Annotated in this window: 3 protein-coding genes; all 3 read left to right on the top strand. The window is 41.4% G+C overall.

What is annotated here, in order from left to right; genetic code table 11:
- Positions 1-101 precede the first annotated feature (101 nt).
- A complete protein-coding gene (locus WAE64_RS22070; protein ID WP_340239954.1) occupies positions 102-428 on the top strand; it encodes a LytR/AlgR family response regulator transcription factor in 327 nt (108 codons plus the stop codon).
- Between the two features lie 139 nt (positions 429-567).
- Positions 568-12,810 carry an Ig-like domain repeat protein gene (locus WAE64_RS22065; protein WP_340239953.1) on the top strand — a complete coding sequence of 4,081 codons (12,243 nt, stop codon included), beginning with the start codon at positions 568-570 and terminating at the stop codon, positions 12,808-12,810.
- 797 nt (positions 12,811-13,607) lie between these two features.
- The coding region (locus WAE64_RS22060; protein ID WP_340239952.1) for a beta strand repeat-containing protein at positions 13,608-16,606 on the top strand (2,999 nt) is incomplete at its 3' end.

Below are 16,606 nucleotides of genomic sequence, written 5' to 3'. Positions count from 1 at the left end.
TGTAAAAAAAGTGTTAAAGAATGAAAATTTTGCGTTAGTTCCTCCAACACGCTTTAGCGTAGCTTTGAAGTCGTAAAGTAACCCTTAATACCCCTAAAAAAATGATGACTCAGGAGCCTCTTATACGCCTTGGTTGGCATACCAAAATAGACCCTGGTACTATATTGTTTATGAAAGCCGATAGTAACTACACAGAAGTACACCTTAACAACGGAAATATAATTCTCTCGGCAACATCATTAGGGAGGTTGGCCAAGCGCTTACCTTCCTGCCAGTTTATAAGACCTAATCGGTCGGTATTGGTAAACCTTGACTTTATGACCGAGTATCAGAAAATAGGAAAATCTATCAGGATGAATAATAACGAAGTGATAAAAGTATCAAGACGACGAACCAAGCAAGTAACCAGAAGCATCAATACTTATTAAACATAATAATTAATACTGAAAACTAGAAAGACCTTTCGTGGTAGAAAGAGTGAATTCGGGGGGAGTTTCTGTCGAGGAATTTCTCTCCGGTTTTTTGAAAGTCTTCTACCATAAATTAAACCCAAAACTTTCTGCCATTATGAAAAAAAACTTTTACCATTTTATCCAGCTCTTTATTGTTACGTCTCTCGTACTCATGGGTAGCATTTATACCCATGCGCAGAGTTGGAAAGCTCCCACAGAAATTGCCAATTCTAACTATATTGTACCATATATAAATGATGGGTATTTCACGAGTACTAACGAAGGATGGATGGCCGCTAATCGTGGAAATATACTGCACACTACTGACGGAGGTGCCACCTGGAGAAATCAAACTACAGGTATTACCAGAGATTTATTTGGAATATACTTTATAAACAATACACAAGGCTGGGCAGTGGGGCCGTCAGGTACTATTATTACAACGAACGATGGAGGCACTACCTGGACACCTCAAACCTCTGGTTCAACACGCGATCTTTATGGCGTTTACTTTACTTCAAGTACACAAGGCTGGGCAGTGGGTGGTTATGGAACTATACTAACTACATCAAATGGCGGCTCTACCTGGACTACTCAGACGTCAGGCATCTTAAATGGCTTGCGTAAAGTAGTATTCGTTTCAGGCACAAAAGGTTGGGTGGTAGGCAATAATGGTAAAATTCTTACTACTAACGATGGTGGAAGCACCTGGACAGAGCAGACCTCAGGTGTTACCCAGCAATTAAATGGCGTTTCATTTACCTCGGCTACCAATGGTTGTGTGGTTGGTAATGAGGGTAAGATACTTACAACTACTAATGGGGGATCAACCTGGACGAGTAGAACTTCTGGTTCTGCTGTTAACTTATATGGGGTTCACCTAAGCTCAGGTACTGATGGTTGGGCAACCGGAGATTATAATACGATACTTAAAACTACCGATGGCGGCGCATCATGGACCGAACAACTGACTGAATACAATTTTCATCAATTTGTAAAAACCTTTTTTATTAGCCCTACCAAAGGTTGGGCTTTCTCTTCTAATGGCAGAGTGTTAACAACTAATAACGGAAGTTCCTGGACTCAGCTGGCCAGTGGGTCTACCTCTTACTTTTGGGGAATTTTCTTTATTAACGATTCAATTGGTTGGGCAGTGGGCTCAGGAGGAGTAATTTATAAAAGTACAGATGGCGGTATTAATTGGACCGAAAAAAATTCAGGCATTACAAAATCACTCTATTCTTTGCATTTTGTGAATGAAACGCGCGGTTGGGCCGTTGGCGATGATGGAATAATTATTACTACCAATGATGGAGGCGATACCTGGACTGCTCAGACCTCAGGAACAACTAACAGGTTTCAGAGTGTATATTTTACAGATGCCCTCAAAGGCTGGGCTGGCGGATACTCAGGTAATATTTTCAGAACCACTGATGGAGGCAATACCTGGACAAGCCAGAGTGCTGGTGGAAACGTTAGTTCAATTTATAAGATTGGCTTTGCTGATGCACTAAACGGTTGGATATCAGCTAATTCTGGTAATATGCTTATCACTAGTGATGGTGGTAATACATGGATAACACGTAATGTAGGACTAAACGTGCATTTAAGTGGAAGTCATTTTGTTAGTGCTACCCACGGTTGGGCCGGAGGTGATTATTTTAGCAATGGGGTTGTGTTCAAAACTACAGATGGTGGAGTTACCTGGAGTAGTGGATACACGGGTTATACGCAGGGAGTTTCTGAAATCCATTTTGTTAATAATAATGTTGGTTGGGCTTTGTGTGGTCAATCTCTATTGCTTAACACCACTGATGGAGGCTCATCATGGAATAGTACCTACCTTAATATTTTTAGTTCAACTAACATTTTTTTTAGAAATGCCACAAAAGGATGGGCTACCGGACAAGACGGGTTCGTGAACTTATATACAGATAATACTGCCACTGCCAGTGAAATGGATGTAAAAGGAAATAACACATCTATCACCAGCGGAGACACTACGCCAAGTACCAGCGATGATACAGATTTTGGCTCTCAGGCCGTAACCTCAGGCACTATCGACAAAACTTTTACGATCTATAATACAGGTTCAGCAGCTCTAAATCTGACCGGAACACCCAAAGTAAGCATTGGTGGCGCAAATGCCAGTGATTTTACGGTTGTAAGTTTGCCTGCTTCGCCTGTTGCTGCCAGTAATGGTACTACTACTTTTCAGGTAAGATTCGACCCTTCAGCACAAAGCTTAAGAACAGCCACTATAAGCATTGCTAACGATGATGCAGATGAAAATCCTTATACTTTTGCCATTCAGGGGACTGGTAGTGCAACAGCCAGTACCACAACCACCCTCACTTCCAATAACAATCCGGCTAGCGTAGGAGGTTTTGTACAGTTTACAGCAACGGTAGCACCAAATACAGCCACAGGTACCGTTACATTTAAAGATGGCTCTACTACTTTAGGTACAGCAACTCTGATTAGTGGGGTAGCTACATTCAGAACAGATTTACTTACAGCAGGTTCACACAGCATCACGGCAGAATTCGGAGGCGATGGTTCAAACGCTGCCAGCACTTCAAGTGCCGTCTCTCAGGTGGTTAATGCACTTACTGAGCCTAATCTTGCATTTATCAGGCAAGCCTATTCTACTCAATCAGGCATTGTTACAAAAGTTAACGGCACTGTTACAGACGCATCTGGAAATATATATGTGGTGGGTACTTTTCAAAGTAATATCACATTCAGCAACATAACCTTAACTTCTTACGGACATTCGGATATCTTTCTCGCCAAATACAATGCCCAGGGAGTTATTCAATGGGCAAAAAGAGCTGGTGGTCCAACTAGCGATGGGGGCAATGGTATTGCGATATCAGGCAATGACATATATATTACAGGCTATTTTGCTGGCACGGCTAATTTTAATACCCCATCATCCACAGGCAGTAATGAAATAACCGGAGACTTTGAGGAAGCTTTTCTTGCTAAATATGATACCAATGGTAATTTTAACTGGGCACGCAGGGCCGGAGGACCAAATAATGATACGGGATTTGGCGTAGCTGTTTTCGGAAATGATGTTTATTTAACCGGAACATTTAATGGAACAGCTAATTTTAACAATCCGAATGCCAGCGGAAGCAATGAGATTACAAGTGCTGGTGAAAGGGATGTTTTTATAGCAAAATATAATTCTCTCGGACAATTTAAATGGGCAAAAAGAGCGGGAGGTGCAAATTATGACCTTGTAGGAGGAATAGCTGTTTCAGGCACTGAAATATACATTATAGGGACTTTTAGTTCTTCTATTAATTTTAATAATCCATCTGCTGGCAATATCAATGTCTTAGCCGGACCAGGGTCACAGGAGGCTTATACAGCCAAATATGATTCATCGGGAGTGTTCCAATGGGCAAAAAGAGCCGGAGGCATTGGTGCAATTGCGGCTGGTCTCGGCATAGGTGTTTCAGGCTCTGATATTTATATTACCGGAAAGTTCTCTTCTACAATTAATTTCAATACTCCCGCCGCTACCGGTAGTAATGAGCTCACTAGTAATGTTCCTGAAAGTGCCTTTATAGCTAAATATAACTCAACAGGTATATTACAATGGATAAAAAGAGGAGGTGGACATCTTATTAACAATAACAATAATACTAATGGTAATGTTATTGCAATTGCAGATGATAATATATATGTTGTTGGATACTTCAATGGTACTAGTAATTTTAATACTCCCTCAGCTACAGGTAGTAATGAAGTTGTATCTGCAGATAATAGTTTAGATATATTTATTGCTAACTATAGTTCATCAGGAAACATCAGGGGGGTAAAGAGAATCGGAGGAACAAGCCATGACTATAGCGGAGGTATTGCTGCAACAAATGATAACATATATGTAGTTGGCACTTTTGGTAATACTATCAACTTCAACAACCCTAATAGCCCGGGTACAAATCAACTGGTATCAATAACAAATGCAAATATCTTTTTAGCAAAATACAATGCAGAGATTCAAGTAGCCACCACTAACACCCTCACATCAAATAATACCCCCGCCAGTGTAGGTGCCAATGTACAGTTTACGGCAACAATAACGCCAAATACTGCCACAGGTACTGTTACATTTAAAGATGGCTCTACTACAATAGGCACAGCAACCCTGAACAACGGAGTAGCTACACTCAATACAGATTTACTGACGGTTGGTACACATACCATAACTGCCGAATATGGAGGCGATGCCACATATTTTTCGAGTTCCGGGGGGATTTCACAGGTGGTTAATGCGCTTACTGCCCCTAATCTGAGCTTTATCAGGCAGTCGGCAGGCAATGGGATTAATGCAAGTCTTGCAGCAGCATCAGGATACGGGAGTACCACAGATAGCAATGGTAATATATATGTAGTAGGCTATTTTAACAGAAGTATCAAACTGGGTAATACTATTCTGACAGCCGATGGCAATACCTCAGATATATTTATTGCCAAATATAACGCCTCCGGCGAAATACAATGGGTAAGAAGAGCAGGTGGCCCTGGAACCGATATGGGCTTTAAAATAGCTGTATCAGGAACAGCGCTCTATATTTCGGGTTCATTCAGCGAGACTATCAACTTTAATACGCCTTCTGCTTCAGGAACTAATGAATTGACAAGTGCAGGGAATAGAGATGCATTTGTAGCTAAATATAATACTTCAGGGGATTTTGAATGGGCCAGAAGAGGGGGCGGAAGTGGTTGGGATGAAGCAAATGCAATAACAGTATCAGGAACAGATGTTTACATCACCGGCTCATTTATCGAGACCAGCAATTTTAACACACCTTCTGCCGCAGGAACTAATCAACTCGTAAGTGATGGCATTCAGGATATTTTTGTAGCAAAGTACAATAGTTCAGGAATTCTGCAATGGGTAAAAAGGGCAGGTGGAACAGGAGTAGAAAAAGGACTGGGCATAGTTGCTTCAAATACTGATGTGTATCTGACAGGTCAGTTTGGGGGGACAGCCAATTTTAATTCCCCATCTGCCGCAGGCAGTAATGAGATTGTAAGTGCCGGAGATAATGATGTGTTTATAGCTAAGTATACTAGCGCAGGAGTGCTGCAATGGGTTAAAAGAGCAGGAGGAAGTGGTGAAGACCTTGGTGTTGGTATTACATTAGCTGGTACAGATGTGTATCTGACAGGTGCATTCAATAGCACAGCTAATTTCAATACGCCATCCTCATCAGGAGCCAATGACCTTGTAAGTGATAATCTGCGTGATATATTTATAGCAAAATATAACTCGGCAGGTGTTGTACAATGGACAAGAAGAGCAGGAGGGCAATATAATGATATTGGTACCGGTATAGCTGTTTCAGGCTTGAATGTATACGTAACAGGCCTTCTACTGGCTTCGGGTAACTTTAATACTCCTTCTTCAACTGCAAGTAATACGATTACAGGGAATAGTACTTTTCTGGCCAAATACACTACTGACGGTGCTTTTATTGTGGCCAGAGGAGCCGGCTCAACAGAGCAGGATTTGGGTATCTCTGTAGCAGTATCTGATAATAGTGCGTATGTAACAGGTTTTTTTAGCCATCCTTTTGATTTTAATACACCTTCTGCCAGCGGTAGTAATGAACTGATACCCGTAGGGGATGCCGAGTTTTTTCTGGCTAAATACGCCTTTGCACCATCTACTGTTACACTTACTTCTAATATTAATCCTGCGGGTGCAGGTGTTAATGTACAATTTACGGCTACACTAAGCCCATCGGCTGCCACTGGTACAGTAACATTTAAAGAAGGTGCCACTGTTTTAGGTACTGCCACTATAAGCGGCGGAACAGCTACTTTAACTATAAATACGCTGACAGCAGGAACCCATGCTATCACTGCCGAATATAGTGGTGATGGTGTGTATGAAAGCAGTGTATCAGCTATACTTTCGCAGGTAGTAAATTGTACTGCCCCAACAGGTACTGCCAATGCTACTATTTGTAGCGGCACAACGGCATCGCTAAGTGCTTCGTGTGCAAGCGGAACTGTGGCGTGGTATAATTCAAGCAGCAGTACCAGGCTTTCTACTGTTAGCCCATTTGTTACACCAACGTTAAGTGAGAATACTGTCTATAATGTTCGTTGCGAAGATACCGGATGCAATAGCGCCTTTATTGGCGTGAGTGTAACCGTAAACGCTGCCCCAAATACCACTATTGCTTACCCGGCCCCGTCTATTTGTAAAAATGGAAGTACTACCGACATCGTGCGCTCGGGTACAACAGGAGGTACATTCAGCTCGAGCCCTAGTGGTTTATCACTCAATTCTAGTACAGGCCGCATTACACCGGGTACAAGTACGGCAGGCACTTATACTGTTATGCTCACTATAGCCGCATCAGGTAGTTGCCCTGTATATACTGCAACAACTGCTATAACCATCACGGCCGTGCCAAGTGCCACAATCGGATACAGTAATAATGCTTTCTGTACTACTCAGGGGGGGCAGAATGTAACCAAAACAGGCACATCAGGAGGCACTTATTCTGCTACACCAACAGGTTTAAGTATTGATACCAACACAGGCCAGATTACTCCGGGTACAAGCTCAGCTGGCAATTATGTAGTGTATTATAGCATCCCTGCAACAGGCGGTTGTGCAGCATATCAGACAAGTACTAATATTTCAATCGGGACACCTGCTAATGCCACAATCGCTTATACAGGTTCACCCTTCTGTACTACTTCTTCAGTCAAAACCGTTAGTCGCACAGGTACAGCCGGAGGGACATTTAGTTCAAGTCCTGCAGGTTTAAGTATTAATTCAAGTAATGGCCAGATTACACCAAGTACTAGTTCTGCAGGTACTTATACAATAAGCTATACTGTTTCAGCCAATAGTGGGTGTCCGGCTTTCACAGCTACCACAAGTATAACAGTTTCAGGAGCACCAAGTGCTGCCATCAGCTATTCAGCTAGCAGTTTTTGTACCAGCGAAGGAGCAAAAAATGTTTCAAGAACCGGCACAACTGGTGGGACTTATTCTGCTTCTCCGGCAGGCTTGACAATTAGTGCCAGTACAGGCCAGATCACACCAGCAACCAGTACCCCTAATGATTATACCGTTTATTATACAATTCCGGCTGCTAATGGGTGCGCCGCATTTGAAACCTCTTACAATGTATCTATCAGACAAGCCCCTAATGCTACTATTACTTATACCGGCTCGCCTTTCTGCACTAATTCAGTACCAGTGAATGTAAACCGGACAGGTACACTAGGAGGTACATTTACTTCAAGTCCGACAGGACTGAGTATTAATTCAGGCACAGGACAGATTACACCCGGTAGTAGTTCAGCGGGTAGCTACACGGTTACTTATACTATAGCAGCCAATGGTGGATGTGCAGCCTTTACCAGCACGGCAAATGTGGCCATCTCTGCTGTACCTAATGCAACAATTGCTTATACCGGCTCACCATACTGCGGTGCAACCAGCTCAATTGAGGTGAGTCGAACCGGTACAACGGGCGGAACTTTCACGTCAAGCCCAGCCGGCTTAACCATTAATGCAAGTACAGGGCAAATTACACCAGGCACCAGTACCATAGGTACTTATACGGTTACTTATACAGTTACCAGTGCCTGTCCATTATATACTGCTACTACCAGTGTAAGCCTGAATACATTGCCAAGTGTACCGACTAATGTTGCTACAAGTACCAATTTAATTTGTGGCAATGAAAGTGTATCATTGACGGCTATCTGCAGTTCAGGAACAGTTACTTGGTACAAGCAGGCAACTGGTGGCACAGCTTTAGGAACAGGCTCACCTTTTAGCCAGACACCAACCGCCACAAGTATATATTATGCCACGTGTAAAAGTGGTATTTGTGAAAGCAGCAGGGTAGCTACAAATCAGGTAGTAGTTCAGAGGTCAAACATAGGATATGACGAACCATTCAGTGAGACGGGAGGAAATTTTCCGGGAAGTCTGGTAAAAAACAACTTATTCGGATATAAAGTACGAATTGCAAAACCAGTAAGAGTAGATTCTGTTTCAGCGATATTATCGCAGAATCTCAACGGCGGCGCCAGAATCCGTTTTGCTATTTATTCTGATGTAAACAATGTGCCGACAAACTTATTGGCTAGTTCTTCGGGCAATGCTTCAACCAATACGCCAACGTTGGCTGCTGGCTTGAATAGTTTTGCACTCGATAACCCTGTTACACTAAATTGTGGTGATTACTGGATTGCTTATGTAATTACTACAAGTGTTAATAATAGTGAGTTCTTTTTACAAAATACACAATTGCCAAATCCTACTTTTTACATTCCATTAAATTTTGCCAATGCTTTTCCTTCTACTATCAATTCACAGGATGTTGGTAGCAACGGTAATAATATTCATAATGTCTATGTTTCAGGTGTTCCGGATTGCGGACCAGAGGCAGCAACTAATATTTCGGTTTCTTCTACGTCAGTGTGTTCTGGTGCAAGTATAACTTTATCTGCTTCTTGTGGTTCTGGAGTTGTACAGTGGTATAATAGCCAAACCGGAAATACCACCTTAGGAACAGGTACAGGTCTTTCAGTAATTGTAAACAGTAATACAACTTATTATGCTTCTTGTAAAGCAGGAGTATTAGAGGGATGTAGATTACCAACTTCTTTAGTGAGTGTAACACCTGCCCCTTCACTAGCTGCCGGGGCGGTAACTTCTCCAACAGTCTGTGGAGGAACCAATGGAAAAATAGCTTTTACAACAACTTTGGCTAATGGTTCATATTCGATTACTTTTACAGGTTCAGGAAGTCCGAAAACAATTAATGTGCAGAATGGTGTATTTGAGTTAACCGGCTTATCAGCAGGTACTTACAGTAATTTTGTAGTCACGACTGCTGGTTGTACTAGTATGGATGCGACCAGTAAATCAATTGCAGACCCAAGCGCACCATCTGCGCCAGTAATTAATGCGCCTGTACAAAAGCTTGTTTGCTCGCCTAATACACTGACCTTAACAGCGAGTGGTTGCGCCGGAACCATCAGGTGGTCGAATGGTAGCAGTGGTACAAGTCTGACGCTTTCATCTGTAGGTACTTATGCCATATCAGCAACCTGCACACTCAATAATTGTGTTTCCAATGCCAGCGCAGCAGTAACAGATTTGCAAATTGTAACTCAACCAGCAGCACCAATAATCACAGCACCAAGTTCAAAAGTGGTGTGTTCACCAAGTACTTTAACTTTAACAGCCAGTGGTTGCGGTGGCACAGTAAACTGGTCGAATGGTGGAAGTGGTACAAGTATTACACTTTCAAGTGTAGGAACATATTCCATATCAGCTACCTGTACGGTGGGTAGTTGTACTAGCCCAGCCAGTTCAGCGGTAACGGGATTACAGATTTTAACTCAACCCTCAGCCCCAACAATTACACCTCCTGGTTCTTTAGTAGTATGTTCACCAAGCACTTTAACTTTAACAGCCAGTGGTTGCGGTGGCACAGTAAACTGGTCGAATGGTGGAAGTGGTACAAGTATTACACTTTCGAGTGTAGGAACATATTCCATATCAGCTACCTGTACGGTGGGTAGTTGTACTAGTCCAGCCAGTTCAGCAGTAACAGGTTTGCAGATAGTAACTCAACCAGCAGCTCCTACTATTACAGCACCAAGTTCAAAAGTAGTGTGTTCACCAAGCACACTTACCTTAACAGCCAGTGGCTGTGCAGGAACTATTAATTGGTCGAATGGCTCAAGTGGAACAAGTTTGACACTTTCAAGTGTGGGAACATATTCAATCTCAGCTACCTGTACGGTGAGTAGTTGTACTTCTCCTGCAAGTACAGCAGTAACAGGTTTGGAGATAGTAACTCAACCAGCAGCTCCTACTATCACTGCACCAAGTTCAAAAGTGGTGTGTTCACCAAGTACTTTAACCTTAACAGCCAGTGGTTGTGCAGGAACGATTAATTGGTCGAATAGCTCAACCGGGACAAGCTTAACACTTTCAAGTGTAGGAACATATTCAATCTCAGCTACTTGTACGGTTGGCAGTTGTACATCCCCTGCAAGCGCAGCAGTAACAGATTTGCAAATTGTAACTCAACCAGCAGCCCCAACAATTACACCTCCTGGTTCTTTAGTAGTATGTTCACCAAGCACTTTAACCTTAACAGCCAGTGGTTGTGCAGGAACTACTGCTTGGTCTAATGGTTCAAGTGGTACAAGTTTAACACTTTCGAGTGTAGGGACATATTCAATCTCAGCTACTTGTACGGTTGGCAGTTGTACGAGTGTGGTAAGTAGTGCGGTAACAGGTTTGCAGATTTTAAGTCAGCCCTCAGCACCAACAATCACAGCACCCATTCAGAAGGTAGTCTGTTCACCAAGCACTTTAACCTTAACAGCCAGTGGTTGCGGTGGTATAGTAAACTGGTCGAATGGCTCAAGTGGTACGAGTTTAACACTTTCAAGTGTGGGAACATATTCCATCTCAGCTACCTGTACAGTTGGCAGTTGTACTTCTCCTGCAAGTACAGCAGTAACAGGTTTGGAGATAGTAACTCAACCAGTAGCACCAACAATCACAGCACCAAGTTCAAAAGTGGTGTGTTCACCAAGCACCCTTACCTTAACAGCTAGTGGTTGTGCAGGAACTATTGCTTGGTCTAATGGTTCAAGTGGTACAAGTATTACACTTTCGAGCGTTGGAACATATTCCATATCAGCTACCTGTACGGTTGGCAGTTGTACATCTCCTGCCAGCGCAGCAGTAACAGGTTTACAGATAGTAACTCAACCAGCAGCTCTTACTATCACAGCACCAAGTCAGAAGGTAGTCTGTTCACCAAGCACTCTAACTTTAACAGCGAGTGGTTGCGGTGGTATAGTAAACTGGTCGAATGGTGGAAGTGGTACAAGTATTACACTTTCAAGTGTAGGGACTTATTCAATCTCAGCTACTTGTACGGTTGGTAGCTGTACAAGTGTGGCAAGTTCAGTAGTAACAGGTTTGGAGATAGTAACTCAACCAGCAGCACCAACAATCACAGCACCAAGTTCAAAAGTGGTGTGTTCACCAAGCACCCTTACCTTAACAGCCAGTGGTTGCAGTGGTACAGTAAACTGGTCGAATGGTGGAAGTGGTACAAGTATTACACTTTCGAGCGTTGGAACATATTCAATCTCAGCTACTTGTACGGTTGGCAGTTGTACGAGTGTGGTAAGTAGTGCGGTAACAGGTTTGCAAATAACAGCTCCACTTATAGCTGTAGCAAATAATACTGGTCCTTATGCCATAGGCCAAACTATTCAGTTAAATGCTTCTGAGGGTAGTTCTTATGCTTGGTCAGGTCCTGCAGGCTTCAGTAGTTCAAGCAGGAATCCTACCATTCCGAATGCTCTGCCAAGTAACGGAGGGGTTTATACCGTTACAGTAATTAGTGGTGCTTGTTCGGCTACTGCTACCACCAACGTTGTTGTTAGCGGAGTAGACCCTTGTGTGCAAGTACTGGATTTACAATATGTAAAAGCAGGTAACCCTTATGAGCCTATGTTTTCTCTAAAAGATGGTATGGTCATTCAACAAATTCCTGAACAGGTGTCAATAATCGCCAAGCCTATTTGTTCGACTTTGCCTATTGGAAGTGTTGATTTAACCATTACAGGTCCTGAAATAAACTGGACTATCTTACAAAATGTAGAGCCTTATGCGGTTTTTGATAACCTGGCTTTGAATGTATATGGTCGAAACTTCATACCGGGAACCTACACCATAACTGTAAGGGGATATTCAGAAGATAACAGGGTAGGCGGAACAGTCTATGGACCTGTTGTAACCACCTTTACAGTAGTAGGTACAATGGCAGTGATTAATGCCCCAACTATACCAAACAATCGTCTATGTGCAGGTAGCACTGTTGATGTTACCTTTGCTACTACAGGATTGTTCAGCCAGAATAATATATTTAATATCCAGCTATCAGATTCAACAGGAGGATTTACAAACCCGGTGTTGATAGGAACAAGTACAACAGCAGGAACAACTACTTGCCAGCTACCACAGGATTTAATAGCCACCGGAAAATATTTAATACGGGTGGCATCATCCAATCAGGTGGTTGCCAGTAATCCTACCATGCAATACTTACCAGTTACTCCTGCTGTCAGGAGCCTGACAGCAAGTATGAATATAGGTACAGCTATCGAACAGGCATCTTTACAAATTAATGCAGCTAATAAGATTACATCTCCTGCCAATGTTACTTACAATGCGGGGAAATCAATCGTACTGAATCCAGGATTTGAAGCAGGACAGGGAAGTGTCTTTAAAGCCCAGATTCAAGGGTGTAGTAATTGATAATAATAAGTGATAAGAACTATCTTGCAGCACATTGAAAGATAAAGCTTAGTAATGTAAAAGTGGCTAAGCTTTATCTTCCTATGTCCCGTAAAAGCAACTAAATAATGTAGGCGAAATTGTAGACTATTTTGTTTTACTTATTTAATTTCTTTATTCTTTTGTCAAGAAAGTATAATTAGTTGATAGTCGGTATTATTAAGTAAAAATACGGAAGGTCTGTGCCTTGGTGAAGCCCCAAAATTCCCCTTGATAAAATATAAAATCTGATAATGAATGTTTTATCATTTTGTTTGTGTTTCAACATTGTTTCAGCACAATAAGCTATTTATTCAAAACCTATAGAGGCTATATCACCTCAACTATCTACATAAGATTTTGTTGTTCTTGCGTTGTGCTATACACAATGCCTTGTAAAAGTCCGGCGACAGTTGTAATTCTCCTGCATAAATCTTGTTGAAGCAAGGAACTAAAAGTAGTAGTAATATAAAAGAAAAGATAGGATACTAATTCATCATGAATCAGGCGTATCTCACTCATAAAATTGCCTGAAATAAGCTTTTACTTAAAGACTACTCCTATAATATTATTGCCTGAACTAATTGCTTTGCATAGCTAAAGTCAAAGTATAATCGGCTCCATTTTTATTAAAAAAAAGCCAAAAAAGTGAAAAAGTACAAAATGAGCTAAAGAATGTCGTTTTTAAGCTAACACCTGCCGAGCCATTCTATCTACTTTTGAAGCACTTTTTATAATCATCACCACGCTTTAATAGCTATTGAAAAACATTTCTACCAATGAAAAAAATATTTTACCTTTTTTCTCTCTTATTATTAAACCAAGCGGCTTTTGCTGATGATATTATTTGGCTTGGAACAACAAGCGATAACTGGGCTACAGCATCTAACTGGGATTTGAACAGAGTTCCTACGAGTAGTGATATAGTTTTTATACAAGGAAATCCTACACACAACCCTGTTATTGTGAGCGGAACTACCGCTACTTTTGATAGATTAAATATAGATGGTAGCCTTACGATACAAAGTGGTGGTATTTTAAATGTATTAAGTACTAGTACTTCGGGTGCAATTACGCTACAGAATAATGCTATTTTTATTAATAACGGCACTGTGAGTATAACTTCGCCAAATGGAAATGGAATAGATTTGTATGGTACTGGAGCTGCTGTAATAAACTCAGGCACTATTTCATTTGATGTTATTAATGGCTTTATTATTTATAATACTGATGGGACAGTAAGAAACACAAGTACAGGAGTTTTAAATTTCAATGAGAGTGCCGTGCAGGGGATGCGAGGTATATGGTTTATACTTGCATCTGCCGGGAGCTATTTTATTAATGAAGGAACCATTAATTATAATGCAAGAGATTCTTTTATTGCATTAATTCCAAATACAAGTTTTACAAATTCTGGTACTGTAAATATAAATGGAGGTCATGGTATTGCTGTTGGTGGTGGAACACTTACCAATCAATCATGTGGGAAAATTTTAATGACGGGGGCAAGCTATAATAATACTTCATCAGGAAGCATAACAAACAACTCCGGATTAATTTCAACAAGTGATTATATTAATACTACTAGCGGAAGTTTTACCAATAATGCAGGTAGTGTGATACATTATGGTGTGTTAACAGGTTCTATTACTTATAATAATGGCTCTATAAGGGTAAATGATAACCCTACCAATTCTAGTATCTTCACTTATACAGGTAGCTTTAATGGCACAATCAATGGCATTTATACTAACAGCGGAGCAACTACTTCGGCAGGTACATTTACCGCCCCTAATACATTTATTCCTTCTGGTAGTTTACCTGCTGGTGAGCAGACTTTATATGCCAAAATAACGCCAAGTGGTGGAGCTTGTACATATATAGTACCGTTTAAGTACTTCATGTCTCCTCCTGAAATTAATTTGCAGGGTAATAGCACCGATATTGTAAATGGAGATACCACTCCTTCAATTACCGACCATACCGATTTTGGAACACAGAATGTTGCATCGGGTACTATGCAGAGAACCTTCACGATTCAGAATACAGGTAGTTTAGCCCTGGAGCTTAGCGGAACCCCTAAAGTAGTAATTGGCGGTACACATGCGGCAGACTTTACAGTTACAACACAACCCACTTCACCAATAGCATCTATTAATGGCAGTACAACTTTTACTATTACGTTTAACCCATCAGCAAGTGGTCTGAGAAGTGCAACGGTAAGCATTGCTAACAATGATACTGACGAAAATCCTTACACATTTGCTATACAGGGTACCGGAACTAATATTTGTAGTTCGGTATCTACTGCTACTGAACTCATGACCTGGACTGGCACATTTGATAATGATTGGTCAAATGCCTGTAACTGGTCGCCTAATGGAGTGCCAACGGCTACGAATCCGGTTACGATACCCAATGTAACAAACGACCCTGTTATTAAATCGGGTACAAATGCCCTTGCAAAGCTTGTAGTACTAGAAAATAATGCAGTCTTGACAACAAATGTTGGTTCAACACTTACGATAGTTAGTAACGAAGACGCTTTGGATGTAAGGCGCGGGATATTCAATAATTATGGAACAACTGTAACTACTATCAACGGTCCTTATGTTCCTGGTGCTGTTGCAACTGCGATAGATATAAATGGTATAATTAATAATTATGGTTCGATGACGGTAAACGGCAATGCTAATCTGGGTCTTTATTTTACCGGAATATTTAATAATAAAGCAGGTGCTGTTCTAACCTGTAATGGCACGGAGGCTATTAAAGTCTTTACCAAAGGCTCAATCACTAATGAAGCCGGAGCAACTATCAATACAACTGGTACTCAAATTGGTCTGGTAGTTGGAGGGGGCAATACAAGCAGCTCAAATAGTGGAATAATCAATGCCAATAAAATTGAAGTTATTTCTAGTACAATATTTCCTAATCAAAGCTGTGGTGTTATTTCAACTGTTGGAAGTTTTAGTGTCTCCGGAGGTTCCGTTTTTAATAACTTAGGATATGTAAAAGTTGGTGCAGAGCTGGCGTTGTTTAGTAGTACTACAAACAATGGAGTATTGAATTACAATTCATTGACCGGAACTACACCCATAACCAATAATACGAATGCTTCAATAATTGTTAATAATAGTAGTGTACCTATTTTTACTTATGGAGGTACTTATAATGGGACTATTAATGGCATTTTTACCGATGCCAGTGCCACAATCTCAGCAGGTACATTTACCGCACCAAATAATTTTGTACCCAACGGAAATGTAGTAGAAGGCTCGCAAACGCTTTATGTAAAAATAACACCAAATGGTGGAGCCTGTGAGTATATTGTACCTTTTACTTATGTACGCTGTAACATAAGTGCCACTATTTCTTATGCAGGCACACCTTATTGCAAAACAGCTAGTCCAGCCAATGTAAGCCTAACGGGTTCGACAGGAGGAGCATTTACCTCTGCGCCATCAGGTTTGACTATCAATAGTTCAACAGGTCAAATCACACCAAGTAGCAGTACGGCAGGAGTTTATACAGTTACTTACACAATCGCAGCCAGCGGCGGTTGTGCCTCAGCCACAGCCACGACAAGTGTAACGATTACAGATAGTCCAAGTGCTACTATTTCTTATGCAGGTACACCTTATTGCAAAACAGCTAGTGCAGCCAATGTAAGCCTAACGGGTTCGACAGGAGGAGCATTTACCTCTGCGCCATCAGGTTTGACTATCAATAGTTCAACAGGTCAAATCACACCAAGTAGCAGTACGGCAGGAGTTTA

The sequence above is a fragment of the Emticicia soli genome (assembly GCF_037860775.1).
Lineage (GTDB): Bacteria > Bacteroidota > Bacteroidia > Cytophagales > Spirosomataceae > Emticicia > Emticicia soli.
The sequence above is the reverse complement of the archived record's forward strand: the minus strand, read 5'-3'. Positions and strand labels throughout refer to the sequence as shown.

Bases quoted from the DNA above. Each gene is read 5' to 3' on its own strand.
- WAE64_RS22070 (WP_340239954.1), top strand. From the start codon at position 102: ATGATGACTCAGGAGCCTCTTATACGCCTTGGTTGGCATACCAAAATA.
- WAE64_RS22065 (WP_340239953.1), top strand. From the start codon at position 568: ATGAAAAAAAACTTTTACCATTTTATCCAGCTCTTTATTGTTACGTCT.